Here is a 17,082-nt window from a genome sequence, read left to right as displayed (position 1 = left end):
TAGTACTGTTATTAAATTTACTGTCGAGCTCACTTTACAGAACCTTGTGAAAAACCATTGTAGATATATTTTTGCAAGGCGGTAAACACAACCAATGTCGGTATAATTGCGATCATAATCGCCGCACATATTACTTCCCACTGCGATCCATATGGACCTTTAAACTTAAAGAGTGCTGTGGAGATCGTTTGCAGATCTGTTTTCGGCATATAAAGGAAAGGGGTGTAAAAATCGTTATAAATATTAACACCCTTCACGATCACTACAGTTACAATCGCCGGCTTCAACAGTGGCAAAATAATTCTCCAATAAATTGTCCAATACGAAGCTCCGTCCAGCATCGCGGATTCATCCAGTGACTCGGAGATCGAGTCCAAAAACTGCATGAAGATATAAACAGCGATAATATCCGTGCCCAAGTACATAACGATTGGTGCCCATCTGGTATTAAATAATCCCAAGTGATTGATGATTTGGAAAGTAGCTACTTGTGTAGTTACACCTGGAATCAGGGTGGCAATCAGGAACATACTAATTAGGATCTTACTGCCTTTAAATTTGAAGCGCGATAAAATATAAGCCATCATCGAACCCGTCAACGTAGCACCCGCAATAGAAATCACAACGATAATGACAGTATTTTTAAAACCGAGCAGCATTTTTCCGTCTACAAAAGCCTTAGTGTAGTTGGAGAAATTCAACCAATTCTCTGGCAGTGTTAACGGTCCGGTAGAAGCATATTCGGCTCCGGTTTTTAATGAAGCGAAAAACACGACCACGATAGGTATCAAAGCTACAAGTGCTCCCAAAATCAAGGTGAGATATTTGAATATACTAGCAGTGGTATATTTTACAGAATGCATAGTTTATTTCTCCTCCTTGATCAGAACGCGCTGCAAAATAGTAACGATGATAACAATACCCAGCAATACCACGGCCATCGCCGATGCCAAACCAACCTTGCTGTATTTGAAAGCTACATCGACCGTCTGAATTACGAATGTACTACTTCCGTTAGATCCGCCTGTCATGACGTATGGAATTTCGAATACCCCAATGGCGCCACTAACCGCAAGAATCAAGTTCAATTGCAGAATACGTTTAATGCTTGGCAAAATAATATGCATAAACTGATGCCATCTGTTTGCACCGTCAATTTCAGCGGCCTCATAGATATCCTTACCAATAGAAGAAATAGCTCCGAGGAAAATCAGGAAGTTCATTCCCATGTATCTCCACAGTGACGCACCTGCGAGCGAGAAGTTAATCAAATTAGGATTTAGAAGCCACTTCTGCTGCAGACTGCCAAGCCCAATCAGATTGAGAATCGTATCTAACGTTCCATCTGGTTTGAAAAAGAACAGGAAGATAAAACCGATTGCTACACCGTTTAGCAAGGTCGGGAAGAACAAAATCCCTTTAAACAAGTTTTTCATGCGAACACTAAAGCTCAAGATGGTTGCAAAATACAAGGCAAGTGCCATCTGAATAAAGGTGGTAAAGAAATAATACAAACTGACCTTAAACACAGAAAAATACTCAGGTTTCGTAAAAATGGTCTTGTAGTTTTCTAAACCGACATATTCCATATTTTTGCTCAATCCATTCCAACTGGTGAAGCTGTACCGAAACATACTGATGACTGGATAATAAGCGAATGTGAGCAGCAACAATATCGGCACTAATGAGAATAAGATGATGATAGCGATTCTTTGATTTTTATAGCTCAAATTTGAAAACTTAAACACCCGATACACCTCCAGAAAAAGCATCCTCATTTATTTAAGACTCGTTTAAATGTGAAGGGGGAAATGCTTGTTAGCATATCCCCTCCCACATTCACTACCGCCTATAGCATCTAAGAAGCTTATAGTTGTTACTGTGCTGTGACTTTAGCGCGAGCGGCTTTCCACTTGTCGTTCAGGTCTTTCATGATGTCATCATAGGATTCTTTTCTGTTGCCAATCGCTGCTTCAATAATCCGTTTCTTGAAGTCTGGCTGCCAAGCACCGATCTCAGCTTGTTTGTCGATTTCATCAGACCAGCCTTCTTCACCAGCTTTAGCAGGAGCAAGAGTATCAAAGGTTACATCTGTACCTTCATATTGTTTCAGGATTTCTGGAAGCTCTGCACCGATAGCCGGGCTCATACCGCCGCCTTCAGTTGTAGGATAGTTAGATTCGTTGATGAACCAATCCACCCAAGCTCTAGCAGCTTCTTTGTTTTTACTGTGCACGCTGACACCCAGATTGTAGTCCCCAGCAAGCGGCACAAGGATTTTATCCGCATTGGTTGGGAAAGGCATAAATCCAACATCGTCTGGATTTGTAGCCAGGCCTTTGATTTGCCCAATTGCCCAAGATCCAAGCACCATAGTCCCAATTTTTCCGTTGGCCAGATCAGCTTTGGAAGATTCCCAGTCTGTTGTAGTTGGATCTTCTTCAATCAAACCTTTTTGTGCTGCATCGTACAGAATTTTGTACAATTCATAGTGTGGTTGACCCGCTACATAGTTGTCGTCGCTAGCCACTTGAGCAATGTTCACATAATCACGGTCACCAGCTACTGTAGCCAGATCCGCTTCCCATTGTGTCAATGTCCAGCCTGCTGCGTAATTTGTGTAAAGAGGAACAGCTTGTGTTTTGTCTTTAATAGTCTGCAGAGCAGTCAAGAATTGTTCAGGGGTTTTGGGAACCTCTGTAATTCCGGCATCTTTGAAGACTTGTTTGTTATAGATAATCCCGTTAAAGTTGATAGTCATCGGAATACCATAGGCAACTCCGTCTACTGCACGTTCTTCCAACCCTGTGTATTGTTTGCTCATTTCTTCAAGCTTGCCAAGGGGTTCGAAGAAATCAGGAATATCTTTTACAGCTATGCTAGTAGGTAACAAAAGAACGTCGCCATAATCACTAGTGCTCATACGAATTTTAATTTGATCTTCGTAAGTAGCGAGCGCTTCAAAGTTCACCTTTACATCAGGATATTTCTCATTAAATTTAGCCGCATACTCTTTGAATACGGTATCAACAATATCTGTTCTTTGCGTTATGACTGTGATATCCCCTTTGATATCCTTGGCTGCTGTACCATCAGCTGGAGCAGTTGCCTCTGCTGAAGAACCATTGTTTCCTGTGTTTTTAGCAGCTTCATTGTTAGTGTTGTTGTTTGAGGAACAACCGCTAAACAATCCCGCCACAAGTGTTAGTGCCATCAAGCCCATCATTGTTTTGCCTTTTTTCATGCTGTTACGACCCCTCTCTTCAATTCAACTCTAGTTTTAGGTAAATAACAAAAATAATAACTTTTATCATCACTCATAACTTGAAAGAGTAGCCATTAATACCGGATTATCTGAATTACTCTTGAAAACAAGTGATGATATCGCTTACAAACCCATTATAAATCTATTTTCGACGCAAAACGATGGTTTCAATTGCTTTTTCTGGTCTTGTATTTGTTATTTTTGTTTTACTTATAACAATTTTGTTATCTAATTTATAAAAATATCCACAAAAAAAGAGAGCTTTTCGCCCTCCTAATAAATAACTTCCTATATATGCCTAAAACTCACGTTCAATTTTCGGGAATTTACAGCCGCTTTTATAATCCTTAGGTGTCATACCACACATTTTCTTGAACAATTTATTAAAATATACCGGATCGCTATAACCCACCTTCTCGGCAATTTCATAATTTTTCAGGTCAGGATGCTCCATTAACAGTTCCTTTGCTTTAGAAATTCTAATCCGAATCAGATAGTCTGTGATCGTCTGCCCCGTCTTTAATTTGAACAAACGGCTGAGATAACTCGCATTCATGCCCACCATCTCCGCTAGGCGTTCAAGCTCGAAGTTCTGATCATACTCTCTCTCCAGAATACTTTTTGTCTGCTCAACTACATAATGTTCTCCACCATCCGCAGCTTGTGAGAAAATCTCCTCATGCTCCGTCACGGTCTTTTTCTTTACATCCTCTACTCTCTTAAGCAGTTCATATAGCTGAGTCTTATCAATCGGTTTAAGCAAATAATCCATCACCCCATGACGGATCGCTCGACGGGCATATTCAAATTCACTAAAACCGCTAAGGACAGCAATAGGGATATCCTCCATATGGTCTCTAGCCTGTTCAATCAGCTTAAAACCATCCATTCTAGGCATTTTGATATCTGTAATAAGCAGATCTATATCCTCCCGGGATAACTTTTCTAAATGTTCCCAGGCTTCCAACCCGTTGCCGTAAGATCCAATTACATGTACGTCTATTTCCATTCTGGATGTGATTTTTTCGAGCCCCCTGCGAATGACTTCCTCGTCGTCCGCAATCATAACATTTATCATTTGAGTAATTCCCTCCAGTTGTATCCGCCAGTTATTATGATTGCGCTATCATCACGAATAGTATCTCCCCATGTATTACGTCAATGTACGATTGCGCCCTTTTATAGTCTTATATTTACTATAACTAAAGTTATTCAAATTTCCCAGCTTCAACTACAAATTGTCCTTGAAATCATCTGCGAAAAAGTATATAACTAAATTAAGTTGTTATTATAAACTAACAAAACAATAATAACTATCTAACAAAATGAAGATTGCTAATTTTTCTATTTTTGTGTGTAAAGTGAGGATTCTCGATGATGTTAAACAACGAATACATTGCAGGCGTAACCTGGGGTTTCTCGGGTAGACGTGGTTCATGGACAACAGAAGAAGCTGAGTGTTCGCTGGAATTAATGTCCTCTGTCACCGGAGCGAACTGGACGGCCATTGCGCTCAGCGCGCTTCAAGCTACCGCTCATTCTACGGAAATTCCCTACTGGGAGGCTCCAACCGTTAGCGACGAAGAAGTGAAATGGGCTATCAGCAAAGCGAAGTCACTGCAGCTAAAAGTATGCCTGAAGCCGATTGTTAATTGTGCTGACGGAACTTGGCGTGCCCATATTAACTTTTTTGATAAGGATGTCCCTTGCGAGCCTAAATGGTCTGAGTGGTTCAGCTCTTATACTAAATTTATTCTGCACTATGCCGCTATCGCTGAGGAAACAGGCTGTGAAATGTTCTGTATTGGCTGTGAGCTTGTACAGACGGATAGACGCGAAGCCGAATGGCGTTCGCTTATTGCCGAGGTGCGGAAGGTCTACTCAGGTATTCTTACTTATAATTGCGATAAGTATCAGGAGGATAACGTAACCTGGTGGGATGCGCTCGATGTGATTTCTTCAAGTGGGTATTATCCAGCTAGTGATTGGGAGGCTCAGCTGGACCGGATTGAGCAAGTAGTGCGCTCACAGAATAAGCCGTTCTTTTTCATGGAAGCAGGTTGCCCAAGCCGGAGCGGGAGCGCTGCGATTCCCAATGATTGGACCTTAAAGGGCGAACCAAGTCAAGAAGAACAAAGTAAATTCTATCAGGCAATGTTTCAAGGCTGTGAGCACAGAGATTGGGTTCAGGGCTTTATGCTCTGGGATTGGCCTACTCATCTTTATCCAATTGAAGAAGCAGCACAGAATGATGATTACTGTATGTACGGTAAGCAAGCCGCTGGGATCATCAACGAATATTTCACCTCAAAAATCACCAAATAATGTGAGGAGTGACTGATTACAATGATTAATTCACCAGAATTATGGTTGACCCAACTTGAGGATGAACTGCAGGATAATATTCTTAGTTTTTGGATGAAACAGACGAAGGATGAAGTAAACGGCGGTTTTGTAGGTGAAATCGACAATCAGCTGAACATTACTCCTAACGCAGAGAAAAGCCTTGTGCTTAATGCCCGGATCCTTTGGTCCTTTGCGAGCGCTTACCGGATCTACGGTAAACCGGAATATCTGGCGATGGCAGAACGTGCTTATACCTACCTGATGGAACACTTCATTGATAAAGAGTATGGCGGATTATACTGGATGGTGGATGCTGAGGGCAGACCTTCTCAAGAGAAAAAGCAGATCTATGGCCAATCCTTTGCTATCTACGCACTGGCTGAATTCTACCATGCGACCGGACGTCCAGAAGTCTTAGAGGATGCGATTCAATTATTCCAGCTAGTTGAAAAATACGGCTATGATTCTATTTATAAAGGTTATGTCGAAGCTTTATCACGGGAATGGCAAATCACTGATAACCTCAGTCTCAGCAGCAAAGATATGAATGAAAAAAAATCTATGAATACCCATCTGCATGTTCTGGAAGCGTATACCGGTCTCTATCGAGTATGGAAGTCGGAGGAACTAAAGAGCACGCTAACTGAGCTAATCGAAACGATGCTGGATCATATCATTGATCAGGAAGGCCAGCATTTTCATCTTTTCTTAGATGAAGCATGGAATGTGAAATCAGATATTATCTCCTACGGACATGACATCGAAGGAAGCTGGCTGCTGGTGGAAGCTGCTGAAACCCTTGGAGAAGAGCAGCTGCTGCAGCGTGTGCGAACAGTCGCTGTCTCCATGGCAGAAGCCGTTCTTGCGGAAGGTATAGATAGCGATGGAGGGATATGGAATGAAGCTGACCCAAGCGGGCTGCTGAGCAAAGATAAAGATTGGTGGCCGCAAGCTGAGGCGGTTGTTGGATTCTATAATGCTTATCAGCTGACTGGTGACAGCAAATTTAATGAGGCTGCCCAAGCCTCCTGGACTTTTATCGATAAATACATGGTGGATCACAAGCTGGGTGAATGGTACTGGGGCGTGGACGAGAACCTTCAGCCCCTGCCTCACGGATCAAAGGTTAGCGCCTGGAAATGTCCTTATCATAACAGCAGAGCCTGCTTCGAAATGATCGCACGACTGAAATCAACTATAAAGGAGACTGTCTAATGTCATCATTATTCCAAGAACGCAAACAACAATTAACAGAACGTTATGAAGCCCTGATCGCTCGCAAGAACGAAAAGCTTCCTTATGGAAACGGCATTTATGACCGATATGCTCATCCACTGCTAACTGCTGAGCATGCGCCCTTAATCTGGCGTTATGATTTTAACCCAGATACCAACCCTTATTTTGCCGAAAGAATTGGCGTCAACGGCGTCTTCAACCCGGGTGCTATTGCACTGAATGGCAAATTCTATCTTGTTGCTCGCGTGGAAGGCAATGACCGCAAATCTTTTTTCGCTGTAGCAGAAAGCGACAATGGCGTGGACGGCTTCCGCTTCTGGGATCATCCAGTTGTGCTGCCGGAGACAGAAGTTCCTGATATCAACGTCTACGACATGCGCCTCGTTAGCCATGAAGATGGTTGGATCTACGGCCTCTTCTGTACAGAACGCAAAGATCCAGAAGCTCCACATGGTGACCTTTCTAGCGCAGTAGCACAGTGTGGTATTGTTCGCACCAAAGATCTGAAGACCTGGGAACGTCTGGCGGATCTCGAAACAGGCTCTGCTCAGCAGCGTAATGTCGTGCTACACCCTGAATTTGTAGATGGAAAATACGCTTTCTACACTCGCCCACAAGATGGCTTTATCGATGCAGGTTCCGGTGGCGGTATTGGCTGGGGACTCTCGGATACAATTGAAGATGCCGTAATTACCAGCGAGACTATCATGGACGAACGCTACTACCATACCATCAAGGAAGTTAAAAATGGCCAAGGTCCAGCTCCAATCAAAACTGCAAAAGGCTGGCTGCATATTGCTCATGGTGTACGCAACACAGCTGCTGGACTCCGATACGTGCTATATGCTTTCTTGTCTGACCTGGATGAGCCAAACAAAGTTACTCATTCACCTGGTGGTCATTTCATCGCACCAGACGGTGAAGAACGTGTCGGCGATGTCTCCAATGTCGTGTTCTGTAATGGCGTGATTGCACTTGATAACGGTGAAATCTATATTTACTACGCCTCCTCCGACACTCGTATCCATGTGGCTACAACTACCGTTGACCAAATGTTAGATTATGTGCTGAACACTCCAGAGGATCCCCTTCGCTCTTATGCTTGTGTACAGCAACGTATTGCTCTTATTGATCGTAATTTAGCATTGTAAAAAAAGTTCATAAACCCTAAAAATCAACAGAGCAGCGATTCTCCTATATTAGGAGGATCGCTGCTCTGCGTTTTGATCATTCACTGTTTGCTTCAAGCGAATATCAATCATCCAGAGTAACTTAAGGACTCAGATGACGCTATTCACATGTATTTAGCCTTCAAAGTAAGTTTTCGGGCTCCAGGGGCGCTATTCCCTGAAAAGAGTCCCATTTGGGGCGTTTTCTAGGCCGATAGCTGCGCTGGAGTCCGTTAGCATTGTAAATATCGGATAATACTGCATATAGGGTCTGCTGTGTCCGTTAGCAGGTTACTATGCGTATTTGATTGTGGTTTTAATTGCGTATTTGATAGTATTTGCCGTTTGCCTTTTCGACACAAAAAGCCTTTTACATGACGCACATCCATACTTTCCAGCCCATTCATGAGTAATTCCTATAGATTAAGCTCAAAATAGGTCAGTAACCCCTAACTCCAAGGAGGCTGAGATATTAATGTTCAAACGTATGGATGAAATCATGATTGAGATTCCTGAAGTTGAGAAGCCCGATCCCAATGCTGCTGCCGCTGTTCAGGAATTACTTGGCGGAAAGTTCGGAGAAATGTCGACCCTTAACAATTACCTCTTTCAATCCTTTAATTTCCGTTCAAAAGACAAACTGAAGCCTTTTTATGATTTGGTGATGAGCATAACAGCGGAAGAGCTTGGCCATGTCGAGCTGGTTTCGCATGCCATCAACAAATGTCTTCGAGGGTCAACAAGTTATAAAGAGCCCGATTCCACCCCTCTAGGGTCCGCAAAAGATGCGCGTCTATCCTATCACTTTCTGGCTGGTGCACAAGGGGCTATGCCTTTTGATTCAACGGGGAACCCGTGGACGGGTGCAAACGTCTTTAATAGCGGAAACCTAGTGGAAGATCTGCTACATAACTTCTTCCTCGAATGCGGAGCCAGAACACATAAAATGAAGGTCTACGAAATGACTGACCATCCAGCTGCACGCGCTGTAGTCGGATTCCTTTTAGTCCGTGGTGGTGTCCACGTGGTCGCTTATGCCAAAGCCATCGAAGTGGCAACAGGTGTTAATGTAACTAAGCTCGTACCGATTCCTTCGTTAAATAATAAATCATTCAGTGAAGCAAAAAAATATGAAGAAAAAGGCGTGCATACCAAGCTATACACCTGGAGTGAAAGTGACTTCGGCGCCATCGATCAGATTTGGAAGGGAACCCACCCAGAGGATAATCTTCCGCTTGAAGTTATTCAAGGAGCCCCTAAAGGCTTTCCGATCCCCGTTGCTCCGGCAGTCGAAGAGGAATTCGCTCCCGGAATCTCCCCCGAAGACTTTAAAGAAATTGCCAAACGCCTCAAAATGGCTGGAAATATTACAGACTAATATTCATAGTGAATCTGGTGAGGAAGTTACCTACAATCTTCCTTACCCTAGATTCACTTTTTTTAATTGTACAAACTGCGGAACTCCTCTTCAAGCATGGACATCATAATCATGTTATGAAACTCTCCGTCTACATAAAGAGCATCCCGCTCCACACCGTCGCGTTGAAAACCAAGCTTCTCATAGACATGAACGGCTCTGGGGTTAAAAGTATATACGCCGAGATGGATGCGGTGCAGCTTCAAAGTTTCAAAGCCATATCGTAGCATTTGAATCATAGCTTCAGTACCGTAACCTTTACCCCGATGTTCATGCCCACAAATGCCGATCCGGATATTTGCACTACGATTGTCCGGATCTATTTCATTTAGTACCACTTCTCCAATGAGTTCACCCGTGTCCTTTACTATAATCATAAGATCCACACGATCCTCGGCTGGAACACTAATCTTACGAATCCAAGCTGCCGTCTGCTCACGGGAGAAATCTTCTTGCGATCCTGTTAATTGCCCCATCTCAACATCAAGCAAAAAATTATAATAAGCCTCCAGATCGGATGCTTGCACACCGCGTAGTTGAATCTGTTCGCCTTCAATCTTTGGCATGGCAACTGATTCTGTCATAACTAAACTCCCCCTTACTCAAGCAAAACTAGATTCCATGGCTTTTATATACTTTTTAGATCAACATAGTTCTAGTCTCGCGGCTTATCCACGGAATCACGATGTACAATATCCGCTGCAATAAGAATTTTCTCAAGCGGTGCAGAAGGATTATGAATACGGCTCAGAAGTTTCTCCACTGCGGCTCGGCCCATCGCTTCTTTAGGAACATGAACAGTTGTAAGCGGTGGAACGCCTCTTAAGGCATCCTCAATATTATCAAAGCCAGTAACCGAGATATCCTCCGGAATATTAAACCCTTCTTCCTTGAGGATGTCACTGACCGAAAGGGCTGTGGAGTCGTTAGCGCAAACCAAGGCTGTCGGGAGTGTTTTGACTTTTTTACGCTTATTCACCCAGTTTTTAAAATCCTCCTGAAATAAGTCTTCCTCCACCCCTTCCAGAAAAAGATTCGCATCATCTTCCAAAGGCAGTCTTATTCCGCTCTCCTCCAGCGCACTCCGGAAGCCAATCCACCGGTCGCGGAAACTGCGTGAGAATCCAATATTGCCGATAAAATGCATTTGGGTATGGCCTGTGCCCATCAAATGATTCGTAAGTCGAGCCATAGAATCCACATTATTCGCAAACACGGTATCACTTGGAATTAGCGGATCTTCATGGTCAATCAACACCATCGGCAAACCAATACGGTGTACCTCAAGCAGCAAGGAAGTAGAGATTTGGCCCACACCTATCAAACCAAGGATTCCATTGGGATTCAAAATATTAACGAAATTATCCGCACGGTTCTCGGAGATAATGACCATCCCAAGCCCTTCCTGATCCAGCGCAATCGCAATACCATCCACAATTTTTCCCCAATACAAGGAATCCTGCGTCTGAGAACGAATATTCGGCATTAACACCAGCACGGATTGCTTATTCCGATCCCCGCCACCTACCGGGGGGGTGCGTTTTATGCCTTGGACAAAAGCATTTTTCTGCGTAAAATAACCCAGCTGCGATGCCGCTTGAATCACTCGTTCTCTTGTCGTCTCATTAACGCCGCCCTTACCCGAAAGTGACTTGGAGACAACGAATTTGGATACGCCGAGATGATCAGCGATTTTTTGCATGGTGACCTTTTTAGCCATATATAACCCTCCAGAGAATGTCATCAAATTTATGTAGTACTAACTTTAAGGCTGAGAAGTTTGTGACGCTCCTGCCCGCGCTTCCTTCCATTTTGCATTTAATTCGTCAAAAGCCTTTTGTAAATCAGGCGCAGCCAGTAACTCCTGAATATAATCCCCGGACCAAAAGGACAGCTTGGCTCTATTCGCCAGCTCGATGAACGCATCACTTTGTACAGTAGCATCGAGTAGCTTAGGCTTATAAGATAAAAACTCACGGTACTGCGACATAGAGGGATTCAAGCTTCCATCTGCCGGAAGGAATCCCCAATCATCTCGATAGGAAGTCTCCTTCACAAAAAAACTCAACCACGCCATAGCAAGCTCTTTGTTCTTGGTATATTTACTAACCCCCATGAACCAATCTGGATTGATCGGCGCATAATGAGCGCTGCCATTATCATACGGAAACGGGAAGAATCCAATATCATCCGGGGCAGCCCCCACATCAAGGACTTGTCCAATCGTCCAATTTCCAAGTAAATACATCCCTGCTTGACCTTTAGCTAGCTTAGTCTTCGATATCTCCCAATTGTTCGAGAATAGTTCATCTTCAACATAGCCTTTACCAATTAAGGTTCGAGCAATGGAAATTGATTTCCCCCACTCATTATCAAGCTGCCACGGGTTATCCTCATTTACCATATTATTTAGATACTCTGGATTACCTGTCATATAGTTAACCAAACTGTTTCCCCATTCACGTAAAGGCCAGACGGCTCCATAATTCATATATAGGGGGATAATACCCGCTTGTTTTAATTTCGCACAAGCTTCGTAGAATTCATCCAGCGTCTTAGGAACAGTAGCTATTCCTGCTTTTTCGAATGCCTTTTTATTATAGACAATCCCAACCGTAGTAGTCCCCGTGGACAGCCCATAACGTTTCCCGTTATACGTAGCAAAAGAGGTGAAACGCTCACTAGCGGCGGTTTCTTCATCCAGCGGCTCGAAAAAATAATCCAGCTCCTTTGACGGAAGATTCACCGGAAGCAACAGTACATCACCGGCATCTTTCGTGGACAGCCGTACCAGAATATCCGTTGCATAATTGGACAAACCTTCAAATTCCACATTGGCTTCGGGGTATCTCTGTTTAAATTGGTCCGCGTATCCTTGAAAAGTTCCGTTCTCAATCAGATCTATTCGATTGGTCATCATGACTATGGTGCCGGACAAGTCAGACTTCACCTCGTCTCCAACTGGAGGCGGGGTGGATTCCGTCTGCTTATTGTTATTGGCACAGCTACTACTCAATAACACTAAGAGAAGTAACAGTATGGTCCGCATAGTCCATTCTAATTTCAACCCCTTCAACGGACAGCCCCCTCTTATTTCGTTACTCAGGTAAGCCAATTAATTCCTGCTCCAGTAATGGCAGCGACAAAATAACATCGGTCCCTCGTCCAAGCTCACTATATACCTGGATCCCAAATGCCGCTCCATAATGAAGACGCACTCGCTGCTGTACATTTTTCATGCCTATCCCCCCGTTAATGCTTTTCTTAGGAGGACTTTCGTTCTGCAGCCCATCATTCAATTTCTCCAAAGTCTTCTCATCCATTCCGATCCCGTCGTCTTTAATATGAAACAACAGCATTTGCTCTGTAATCTCGCAGCGGATGCTTAAATGCATTTGCGGCTTATTATCATCTAAGCCATGGTAAGCTGCATTCTCAATGATAGGCTGGAAGACCAGCTTGATAATAGAGTAATTATCTAACGACTTCGGCACATCGATATCCAGTAAAAAACGGTTAGGATAACGATAGTTCAGCAGCTCGACGTAATTACGCACATACCCAAGCTCTTGCTTCAATGTCGTATTGCCACTCAGATCACTTGTACTGTACCGTAGCAGTTTGCCCAGAATAGAGATCATATCCGCAGCTTCGACATCATCATTCAGCTCGGCGGTCATTCGGATGGACTCCAGTGTGTTATAGATAAAATGAGGATTGATTTGACTCTGCAGCGCATGAAGCTCTGCTTCCTTTTTCTGTTCTTCTATGCGGTAAATATCCTGAATTAGCTGCCTGATTCGGGCTAACATACGATTAAATTGATGCCCCAGCAGACCAATTTCGTCACGCCGTTTAACTCTGAACATCACATCCAGATCGCCGCCCTGAACTTTTTTCATCAATTGAATCATTTGAGTCAGCGATTTAGTAAGGGCAACGGAAAGAATAATCGAAATAATTAACGCTAGTACTATGATACTTAATGTAGCAGCAAGTGTTGTATTACGGGTCAGCTTCACATCACGCATCAGTACATCAACAGGAATAGAGATAATTACCTTCCAATTGGTTTTGGTAGAGCCAGAGTAAATATTCAACCGCTCTTTTCCGTTGACTGTATCATAAAAGCTTCCAGAAATGCCTCCAACTCTTTTGAACAAGTCTGAATCAGAAATATCTGTGGCCAGCAGCTTCTTGTCGCTGTCGTAGATGACCATTCCCTTCTCATCCACAATCAACGACTTCCCATGGGTGACTTTATCCAGTTCCTTAACTTGATTCTCCAAATTGCTAATATTCGCTTCAACCGCAATCAGCCCGATTGGATTTAACAAGCCATCCACGATTTTGCGAACAACGGTAAAAGCATATCGGGTGCTCTGCAGATTACTTGTATACGCTTGAGTACCGAACAATAATGCTTCTCCGCTGGAATCCTTAGTCTGCTGGCTCCAGTATTTATAGCTTTGCTCGAGATCGAGTCGTACGCCACCATCCTTCGCAGAATAATAACCATTTCCGTAAGCGTCAAAAATATAAACCGAGTTCGCACCTCGCTTAATATTGTTAATAAACGAAATGTTGCCCTCTATCCCCCGTTGAATGGACAACAGAAGATCAAAATCACCGGGCGACAAAGCAGCACTCCCAGTTGCGCCTCCCATAATCTTTTTCTGCTCATGGTAGTTGTTCGAACGTATTAAATTCTGTTTGATATCATTCACATAGGCGGGCATAGATGAAATACGCTTCATATCTTCGATATAATCGTCTACTCCATCCATCATTTGATCGATTAATTTCTCAGAATAAGCAATGGTGTTCCCCTGAATAGATTCTGAGTAGCTCTTGAAGGTAAATACACTGATGAAGGATAGCGGGAGGGTAATGATAATTAAAAAGACGAGGAGCAGCTTGCGTTCCATGCTCATGTCCCCGATAACGGACCACCAGCCAGAGATGCGTCTACCTTTCATTTGGTCCTTCTCCTTAATACTTTTTACCTAACTTGTTATTAAATTATAACAAATACCTAACAAAGTTATTATACGGTGTAGTTCTTCATTACACAACAACAAACCGCCTCTTCATGTTGAAGAAGCGGTTTTGTTAGGTAAACAATTTAGAAATTAGTGATGAATCCACTCATTTTATAGTGAATAATGACAGCTTGTCCTTCAATTGACCTGAAGCACTTTCCAGCTTGCCAGATAATGAAACGAGTTGATCACTTACATTTTGCTGTTCATTACTGAGTGAAGCTACTTCTTGGGAAGTTGCTGAAGATTGCTCAGCTACGGCGCTAACGTTCCCCATAGCCTCTGACAACACACCTTGCGAATGATTCAGACTGCTAATCGCTGTCGTCACCGATTCCAGGCTTGTTATGAATTCATCCATCTGTCCTTTTACGGACAGGAAGATATCACTTGTACTCTTCACGGAGCTTACTTGTTCTTTAAACAGTGGTGCTACTTCGGATAATACAGCTTCCGTTTCGTTCATTTCCGCCATGATCTTATCCGTAATTCCAGCAACAAGGGCAATAGATTGTTTCGATTGGTCAGCAAGCTGCCGCACTTCACCCGCAACTACCATGAAGCCCTTACCAGCTTCTCCTGCACGAGCGGCTTCTATTGTCGCATTTAATGATAAAATATTCGTCTGTTGCGTGATACTCTTCATCACATCCAACACCTTAATTACGGAGAATACTGTCTCCTTCAGGTGGTTGACACGTTCGACAAGTGCACTTGTTTTTTCTCCAGTGCGGCTAGTCTGATCCAGCAGGTCAGTTAATTGCTTAGCACCTTGAGCACTAGCTTCACCAACCCCACGTGCTGCTTCATCCATCTCAGTGTTGGCGTATATTACAGTCTGCATTTGCGTAGCTATCACATCTGTAAGCTCATTACCTCGTTCAGCTTCAAGCGCCAGACTGCCTGCCCCACCGGCAATTTCTTCCGTAGCGGCTGCGATTTCCTTCGCAGAAATAGCTGTCTTCCGTGAGGCTTCACCAAGCTCGCCAGCGGTCTCCAGCACATCCCGAGCGGTTTCTGTCGTTTGCGATACAAGCTCAGTAATACGCTCCATCATCACGTTAAAGGAAGCTGATAGCTGGCCAATTTCATCTTTAGAGACATATTCTGTACGTACACTTAGATCACCACCTGCACCTTGTACCATAAGATCCTTCAAGCGTGCTAGAGGGCGAGCAATCATACGCACCATCCAGATCCCGATTACTATGGCTAGCAGAGCCGCACCAGCAGCCGCAATAAAAGTAGTCAACAGAATCGGACGTGCTTCTTTTACTAGCTCATCTGTTGGGACTACCCCTGCCAACTTCCAATCCGCCCGGATCATTGGATTAAAGACAGCAAGGATCTCTTTCCCGTTTGTATCCTTCTCATCCAAACTTTTGTTATCCTTTTTACTTGCCTGAATAAAAGCGAACTCTGAAGGTTTACCATCGTCTTTTGAATCCGAAGAAGCTACTACGGTTCCATCAGGAGTGACAAGTTGAATTCGAGAGCCATCTCCCAGCTGTACACTTGCGAATGATTCCTCCAGCAATGTATTCTTCAACACAAGGATGACTATGTATCCTGTACCTGAGCCCAGGGTTTTGAGAGATCTTGCCATAGCAATATTTTTGTCTCCATCACCTTGAACAGCTGTCGAGAACCATATGTTCTTGGCTGCATCACCATCACCTTTAGAATAGTAGGATTCATAAGATGCAGTGTTGTCGACAATCTTCTTATACCATTCTTGTTCTCTTATGTTATCTAACTTAATGCCGCCACTGCCACTTGTAACAATATCTTGATCAGGCGACTCCGGGATCAAAGAAACACTAAGAATATTAGAATCCGTTGTAATCTGACTGGATAACTTTTTACTTACTGCGCTTGTAGCTTCAAATTTCTCATAGGAAGATTGTGCAGTCACTAAAGACTTCAAATCTTCTTGCATCTGCGCATCAAAATAAAGCTGTAAAGCCAAGTTCTCGTACTGTTTCAAAGTAATATCTAACTTCTCTGAGGTCTGAATAATAGTCTGACGGTAGGCTTCCGATACGTTGTTCTTAATTGTCTTCTTGGCTTTTGAATAAGATAGCAGTCCAAGTGCCATTACCACAATTACAATTGCACACAAAAATATCAGGAATATCTTCACGCCAACAGATTCCATAGGATTAACTCTTTTGATCTGTCCCCGCAAATCTATCCCATTCTTCAAATTAAACTTAGGTGTCTTAACTGCCCCTTCAATCTTGCTTGTTTCCTTGTTTCCTGTGATCGCCGATTTCTTATTCTTTTTATTCATGCTAAACCTTCTCTCATTATGCTTTTCACTAATACTATCTTGATCAGGATCCCCCATCTTGATCACCTACCCGCTAATATTAGAATACGCATGAAAGCGTTAACCAATATATATATCGGCGTATTAGGTCTTTTTCCTTAGCTTTACGAGACTTTTTTTACAACTTTTAACCTATGTATGTTTAAACATAATAAATAGCTTGCTGCACCTCCTCTCTTGGAGATATTTGTTAATCCCTAATATATATAACTTATTGTTTGCTTTGTCAAAAAGAAAAACAGGGAGGCTCTTGGATGACCAAAGGCTTCCCTGTT

The 17,082-nt window shown here is 43.2% G+C and carries 13 protein-coding genes; 4 read left to right on the top strand and 9 right to left on the bottom strand.

Going from position 1 to position 17,082, the window contains the following annotated elements:
• Window positions 1–29: 29 nt before the first annotated feature.
• The 4 genes from MKY54_RS08535 to MKY54_RS08520 all read right to left on the bottom strand — a co-directional run bounded on the left by MKY54_RS08535 (window position 30) and on the right by MKY54_RS08520 (window position 4,343).
• Entirely contained in the window at window positions 30–863 is an 834-nt protein-coding gene (locus MKY54_RS08535) for a carbohydrate ABC transporter permease (protein WP_076126321.1), read from the bottom strand.
• Window positions 864–866: 3 nt separating this feature from the next.
• Entirely contained in the window at window positions 867–1,748 is an 882-nt protein-coding gene (locus MKY54_RS08530; protein ID WP_036675555.1) for a sugar ABC transporter permease, read from the bottom strand.
• A gap of 128 nt (window positions 1,749–1,876) precedes the next feature.
• Window positions 1,877–3,244: an extracellular solute-binding protein gene (locus tag MKY54_RS08525; RefSeq protein WP_076134055.1), complete on the bottom strand. Its 1,368-nt coding sequence runs from the start codon at window positions 3,242–3,244 to the stop codon at window positions 1,877–1,879.
• Between the two features lie 319 nt (window positions 3,245–3,563).
• Window positions 3,564–4,343, bottom strand: coding sequence for a response regulator (locus tag MKY54_RS08520; protein WP_076126317.1), 780 nt, complete (start codon window positions 4,341–4,343; stop codon window positions 3,564–3,566).
• Window positions 4,344–4,639: 296 nt separating this feature from the next.
• On the opposite strand from MKY54_RS08520, the gene MKY54_RS08515 reads away from it, so the two are divergent.
• From MKY54_RS08515 to MKY54_RS08500, 4 genes are all read left to right on the top strand, one after another.
• Entirely contained in the window at window positions 4,640–5,590 is a 951-nt protein-coding gene (locus MKY54_RS08515) for a 1,4-beta-xylanase (protein ID WP_076308695.1), read from the top strand.
• Window positions 5,591–5,611: 21 nt separating this feature from the next.
• Window positions 5,612–6,826, top strand: coding sequence for an AGE family epimerase/isomerase (locus MKY54_RS08510; protein WP_339190198.1), 1,215 nt, complete (start codon window positions 5,612–5,614; stop codon window positions 6,824–6,826).
• Window positions 6,826–7,998 (top strand): glycosidase, encoded by a 1,173-nt coding sequence (locus MKY54_RS08505; protein WP_339190196.1) that lies wholly within the window; start codon window positions 6,826–6,828, stop codon window positions 7,996–7,998. Before MKY54_RS08510 ends, MKY54_RS08505 begins: the two co-directional genes overlap by 1 nt.
• 493 nt (window positions 7,999–8,491) lie before the next feature.
• Window positions 8,492–9,394: a manganese catalase family protein gene (locus MKY54_RS08500; protein ID WP_036675571.1), complete on the top strand. Its 903-nt coding sequence runs from the start codon at window positions 8,492–8,494 to the stop codon at window positions 9,392–9,394.
• Window positions 9,395–9,456: 62 nt separating this feature from the next.
• Here the strand turns inward: MKY54_RS08500 and MKY54_RS08495 are convergent, their stop codons facing one another.
• The 5 genes from MKY54_RS08495 to MKY54_RS08475 form a co-directional block, all read right to left on the bottom strand.
• Window positions 9,457–10,017 carry a GNAT family protein gene (locus tag MKY54_RS08495; RefSeq protein ID WP_339190194.1) on the bottom strand — a complete coding sequence of 187 codons (561 nt, stop codon included), beginning with the start codon at window positions 10,015–10,017 and terminating at the stop codon, window positions 9,457–9,459.
• 71 nt (window positions 10,018–10,088) lie between these two features.
• Window positions 10,089–11,153, bottom strand: coding sequence for a LacI family DNA-binding transcriptional regulator (locus MKY54_RS08490; RefSeq protein ID WP_339190192.1), 1,065 nt, complete (start codon window positions 11,151–11,153; stop codon window positions 10,089–10,091).
• Window positions 11,154–11,198: 45 nt separating this feature from the next.
• Complete coding sequence (locus tag MKY54_RS08485; protein ID WP_339190190.1) at window positions 11,199–12,509, bottom strand: extracellular solute-binding protein; 1,311 nt, start codon at window positions 12,507–12,509, stop codon at window positions 11,199–11,201.
• Between the two features lie 22 nt (window positions 12,510–12,531).
• Entirely contained in the window at window positions 12,532–14,412 is a 1,881-nt protein-coding gene (locus MKY54_RS08480) for a sensor histidine kinase (protein ID WP_076279762.1), read from the bottom strand.
• Window positions 14,413–14,581: 169 nt separating this feature from the next.
• Window positions 14,582–16,768 carry a methyl-accepting chemotaxis protein gene (locus MKY54_RS08475; RefSeq protein ID WP_248547696.1) on the bottom strand — a complete coding sequence of 729 codons (2,187 nt, stop codon included), beginning with the start codon at window positions 16,766–16,768 and terminating at the stop codon, window positions 14,582–14,584.
• Between the last annotated feature and the right edge of the window lie 314 nt (window positions 16,769–17,082).

Source organism: Paenibacillus sp. FSL P2-0121 (genome assembly GCF_037975345.1).
GTDB lineage: Bacteria > Bacillota > Bacilli > Paenibacillales > Paenibacillaceae > Paenibacillus_AQ > Paenibacillus_AQ odorifer.
The sequence above is the reverse complement of the archived record's forward strand: the minus strand, read 5'-3'. Positions and strand labels throughout refer to the sequence as shown.